Origin of the sequence: Rhodococcus sp. KB6 (assembly GCF_001445685.1) — a bacterium.
Classification (GTDB): domain Bacteria; phylum Actinomycetota; class Actinomycetes; order Mycobacteriales; family Mycobacteriaceae; genus Rhodococcus_F; species Rhodococcus_F qingshengii.
This window is the reverse complement of sequence record NZ_LNAK01000038.1, coordinates 1-5,088: the sequence shown is the minus strand read 5'-3', so window position 1 is coordinate 5,088 and position 5,088 is coordinate 1. Positions and strand designations below refer to the sequence as shown.

The 5,088-nt window shown below is 58.2% G+C and carries 4 protein-coding genes; 1 reads left to right on the top strand and 3 read right to left on the bottom strand.

Going from position 1 to position 5,088, the window contains the following annotated elements:
* The first annotated feature begins 417 nt into the window (after positions 1-417).
* Positions 418-1,020, top strand: a complete 603-nt coding sequence (locus ASU23_RS06955) for an HNH endonuclease family protein (protein WP_253741238.1) — start codon at positions 418-420, stop codon at positions 1,018-1,020.
* Between the two features lie 43 nt (positions 1,021-1,063).
* Here ASU23_RS06955 and ASU23_RS06950 read toward each other — a convergent pair whose 3' ends face one another.
* The 3 genes from ASU23_RS06950 to ASU23_RS06940 all read right to left on the bottom strand — a co-directional run.
* Positions 1,064-1,663, bottom strand: a complete 600-nt coding sequence (locus ASU23_RS06950; protein ID WP_047269065.1) for a DUF6262 family protein — start codon at positions 1,661-1,663, stop codon at positions 1,064-1,066.
* The gene (locus ASU23_RS06945; protein WP_058037609.1) at positions 1,660-3,867 is read right to left on the bottom strand and encodes a site-specific integrase; all 2,208 of its coding nucleotides are present in this window, start codon (positions 3,865-3,867) and stop codon (positions 1,660-1,662) included. Before ASU23_RS06945 ends, ASU23_RS06950 begins: the two co-directional genes overlap by 4 nt.
* On the bottom strand, positions 3,864-5,088 hold a 1,225-nt coding region (locus tag ASU23_RS06940; protein WP_172827031.1), incomplete at its 5' end, for a tyrosine-type recombinase/integrase. The genes ASU23_RS06945 and ASU23_RS06940, both read right to left, overlap by 4 nt.

Below are 5,088 nucleotides of genomic sequence, written 5' to 3'. Positions count from 1 at the left end.
CGCATTATCTGCACGCAGTTTTGACATATCTCAAAACCTCGCTGGTAGGGGCTCCATCGTTCGATGTCGACGGTGTGAGTTATGTGAGTGACGATGGTCAGGTCGTGTGACGGTCGACCGATTCGACCGCACGGATAGGGACGATGGCATGTTCAATCACGCATGTGGCCGGTTGATTGGGTTCGGTGGATGTGTAGCACGACTGGTCTGATGTCGGGTTTTCCCGACATCATCCTCATGAGTTTTGTTGATAAGAGTGTAGATCCTCTGCACTGCATATGATTTAGGAGTTTCACGTTGCATAGTCGCTTGGTGCGTTCCCGTTCCCTCCTGGTTGCCGTCACTGCCTTGGTCGGGTTGTCGATTTCCGGTTGCAGTACGACGTTGGCGGATGTGATCCCAGCAGGATCGTTGTCTGTGGAGAGCTCTGTCGGTCAGCACGATGTTGATGTGGCTTCTTCCGTTGCGCTGTTGGAGACGCTTCCGGTGAAGGGGCGTGCTCCGAAAACTGGTTACAGCAGAGATCAGTTCGGTCAGGCATGGTCTGATGATGTCGATGTGGAGTTCGGGCATGACGGGTGCGATACGCGCAATAATCTGTTGGCTTCGCGGCTGACTGACGTGGTCTTCAAAGAAGGAAAGAAGCAATGTGTTGTTCTCTCTGGCACGTTGGCTGATCCTTACACTGGAAAGACGATCAATTTTGTTCGGGGACAGGATACTTCGACTGCAGTTCAGATTGACCATGTGGTCGCGTTGAGCGATTCGTGGCAGAAGGGTGCGCAACAATTGAGTCTTCAGGAGCGCACGAATCTGGCGAACGATCCCCGAAATCTGATCCCGGTGGATGGACCGACGAACGCGAAGAAGTCTGATTCCGATGCCGCATCCTGGCTTCCCCCGAACAAGGCGTACCGATGCACCTACGTCTCGAAGCAGATCACGGTGAAGTCGGTCTACCGCCTGTGGGTGACTCAAGCAGAGAAGGATGCGATGTCTGCCGTATTGTCCGCGTGTTGATTCACAGTTCCGCGTAGATTCCGATGCTTGCTGGGGTGTGTTCTTATGTGCCGATTGCTTCGATTCGTCGTGCTGGAGAAACGCTTTGAACCATCCTTTTGAGTGAGGCGCGGGCGGCGGTGAGCTCGTCCTGGAGTTCTTCGGTTCGTGTTGTCATGGTGTCGGCGCGTCTGCGTTCGGAGTCGAGGTCCGAGCGCAGCTCGGCTGCTATCTGTTCGAGCTCGTGGATACGGGCGAGCAGTGTGTCGTGCGGCAGGTGTTCGAGTTGGTTGCCGAGTAGTAGTTGCACTTTGGTCTCGAGCTTGGTTCGGTCCGTTCGTAGCGCCCGAACTTCCTCACGCGCCATCAACAGTTCGGCGTGAAGACTGTCCGCCGTAGCGGACGTGCGTCCGGCGCTGCTTCTGGTGGCGGTGTGGGAGTGCTCTTCTGTGGCGCGTTCGACGGCGGTTCGAATTGCTGCGGTGTTGTAGATGAACCATGGAGAAACGCCTGCGCGACGCGCTATTTCGCTGATGTTGATGCGTTCGCCAGCGGATGAGAGGTCGGCGATGACTGTCAGCGTTCTGCGTTGTTTGTCAGCGCTGTCACGTCGACGGGAGGCGATGAGCCGTTGGGTTCGTATGTCACGGTCATCGGCAGTCATCGTTGTTCGTCCTCGTTCGTGTGGGTGGTTACGGACTCGAGCGGTATGAAGGCAGCTGCGGTCCTCGCTTTCCTCAGTTCGCGGGAGGCGTTGTCGATGACCGCGCGTTGGTCTGCGGGCAGGTCGGCAAGCATTGCGTCCATCGACGAGATGACGTCCGTGAACGCGTGAATTTGGGCGTCGAAGTTGGTGATCACCCACGACGCGGAGTCGGTGGCGATTGCAGTTTCTTTGTCTGTGCGCAGCTCTGCGAGATGCTGCTCGATTGCGGGCCGGTAGGACGGGTCCGGTCGGTAGAAGGAGCATCCTGCGCACTGGAATCGGATCGGGCAGTGTTGGCCGCCGGCTTTGATGTTCGAGGGTTCGGTGCAGTTTCCGAAGGGCACGGCCACCGACTGTCGCTCGTACTCCGTTACCGACGTGAATCCCGCCGGTCGTCCGTGCCTGTCGATCGCGAACTTCGAAATCTCCTCGGTGGCTTGGCGTTTACGTTTGAGTGTGACGGAGAAATATCCCATGGTCGTGTCGACGCTGCGGTGATCCATCAATTCGCGTAGGACGTCCACCGGTGTGCCGTTGTCAGCGTGCCGCTGAGCGTAGGAGTGCCGCAATCCGTAAGGAGTGATCATTGATCTGTCGTAGAGAGCTGGGTTTCCGTCATCGTCGAGTCTTTCGTCGACAAGTTCCGGGATTGCATCGATCCAGATGGCGAAGGCCCGGGACCCGAACTGCGCACCGCTCAAGTGCCCGCGGCGAATGTTGTTGCGGGTTCCCGGCGTGGGAAAGAGCCAGTCGCACAGTGTGTCCGGAACAGACAGCGATTGAAGGTGGTCGAGCCATTGGTCGATCACGGTTGCCGTTGCAGTGCTGATCGGCAATCTACGCCCCATTCTGCGACGTTTACGGTTGTCGTAGACGAGTGTGGGCTTGCCGTCGACCCAGTCCAGGCATGAGCGTTTGAGCCCGACGATCTCACTCGGGCGTCGACCGGTGTCCCGGATGATCTGGTAGACCGTCTGATACATCATGGCGTAGTCGTCAGGGTTCCAGCCCGGCGCGGAGTACGTGGAGTGCCTACCCAGCAGCTCGAGGTGTTGATCGAGTTGTGCGATGACATGTTCGGGGATCGTGCGTCCGAAGTCGTCCTCGCTGGTCTCGACCTGGGCAATTGTGTGCGAACGCAGATCGAGTGCGAAGGAGCCGGGGATGTCATCCATTGCGCCCGTGCGGCGTGAGAACTCGAGAAGTCGGCGCCACCACCCGAGCAATGATCGTCGATGGGTGAAGGAATGGGGCTTGCCCTCTCGATCGGCGCTGGTGCGGAAACCCTCGACGACAGCGCTCATGTCACCGTGGTCGAGTAGTTCGGGGTGATCGCCGTTCGTGCGCAGCGAGAGTTGCCGTGAAGCGATTTCGGCGGCATGAACGGTGTGCCGCAGTGTCGTCACGGGTGGGCGTACCTCGCGGCCGAATTGTTTGGTGATCTCTCGAAGCCATCGCTGTCTGATCTCTCGGAAGTCCACAACGCCACCGGCCGCACTGTATCGCCGGTCCGGAGCAGCTTGCAGGCCCACGACGGCAGGTTTCCACACGTCGGCCATGGTGGGATCAGTACCGGAGTACACGACGTGCGCCCGCTGCAGATGTGTGACCAACGACCGGAACACACCACCGGCTGCAGCTCCGAGTGCCTTCTCGAACTGGCGATTTCCGGCGACATCGAGCAGTGAGCGACAATCCGGTGGGAGGTGGGAAACTATGCTGCGGATCCGCATCGGAACCAAGATGATCTGATCACGGTCACGCTGCTGCACTCCGTAAATAATCTCCGCCGCAACAGTGCCGTTCACCTCACTGAGTTCGAAATCGACTTTCGAAAAGGCTTTTTCGTCTCTTCGTGGAACCGAATCGGGGTCGAATGTCCGGTCGAAGAATGAAGGTGAGGTCCCGTTGAGCTTGCGGTGGCGTTCGCACCGCCTGCAACGGCGGTCGAAGATTTCCACGACCGTCATGCATCGGTCGACTCGGCACAGATAGACCGCTGTCATTTCGTTGTCGACGTCTCCGGTGAATACCTGTCGGCGTGAATCCCATTCCGCGACTCGCCATTGCGGGTCGATTCGTTCGATCAACCACGCTTTCCAGGTCTGTTCGTTTCCAGTCGAGAGGGCTCTTGACTCGACGGGTAGAGCGGTGATGCTCATATGCCCACTCTTTCCACTGCCGCCCTCAGGTCCTCCGCGTCGGGGTGTTGATAGATCGCGGTCGATGCTCGGCTCACATGACCGAGCAACGACTGAACCACGTCGATACCGGTGCCGTTGCGCGTCCAGATTGTGGCTGCCGTATGCCGGAACATGTGGGGCCGCAATCGGAAACCGGCACGGTTGCCGATCCTTTCCACAATCTGTTTTGCGTTCGAATACGACATCGGCGAACCGGCGTGATGCCCGAGAAGGTTGACGAACACGAAGTCCGAGGTCATTGCGGTGGGCACGCTGTCTCGTTCGAGAAGGTACTCGCGATACTGAGTGACCACCTCGTCGCTGACCGGTACGACTCGGGATTGTCCTTTAGCGCGGGCACCGTTCGAATTGCCTTCACGCCGAACAACATGAACATGAGGTCCACGTTCCTGGCATCCCAGATGAACCGAGGTCGGAAGGAAATGCAGGTCGCTACGGCGCGAACCCAATGCCTCTCCGATTCGGAGTCCGGAACGAACCAGCAACAGCACCAGAAAACGGTCTCGTTCGGTGTTCGCGGAGTTCAGAGCATGCGAAAACTGTTCTTCAGTAATAATTTCCGGAGGCTTTACGACTTCCGGCGCTTTGAGGGTTCTGGCACGAATCAGCCGATGCTGACCGGATTCACCTTCGTGGAAATCGCGGGGTGCGTAGGCCAGGTACTTGGGCTGGGACAGCCCAGAAACAACATCTGCGGAGACCAATCCACGCATTCCGCAGAACCTGAGGAATTCGACGACAGCGGTCATCACTGCGTTGACCGATCTGCCGGAGCGCAGCCGGTAGTGGACGGTTGGGGTGTGTTCGACGGCGAATTTGAAACGAGTGAGTTCACCTACACGAATCTCGTGCCAATCCAGTCCGCGACCGGCAGTCCAGTTCAAGAACCAACAGACCCGAGGAACGTATGCGCGGATTGTTTGAGGTGACCTTCCGGCGCCTTGCATGAACAGCACCCACTCGGAAGCCTCCGCGACCGGGCGCATGGATTCTTCGTCCACGATCACCCAACCCGACTGCCCCGTCGTCGGTGAAATGACCTTCTCTACAGCACACGACATCGCCACTCCTATGGCTGTCCCACCTGTGGCATAGACGCTATTAGATAACCATGAGGGACAGGGCGACCGACACGCCGTGCCTACCGTGCCTTCATCCTGATGCGGCGCTAGAGATAAC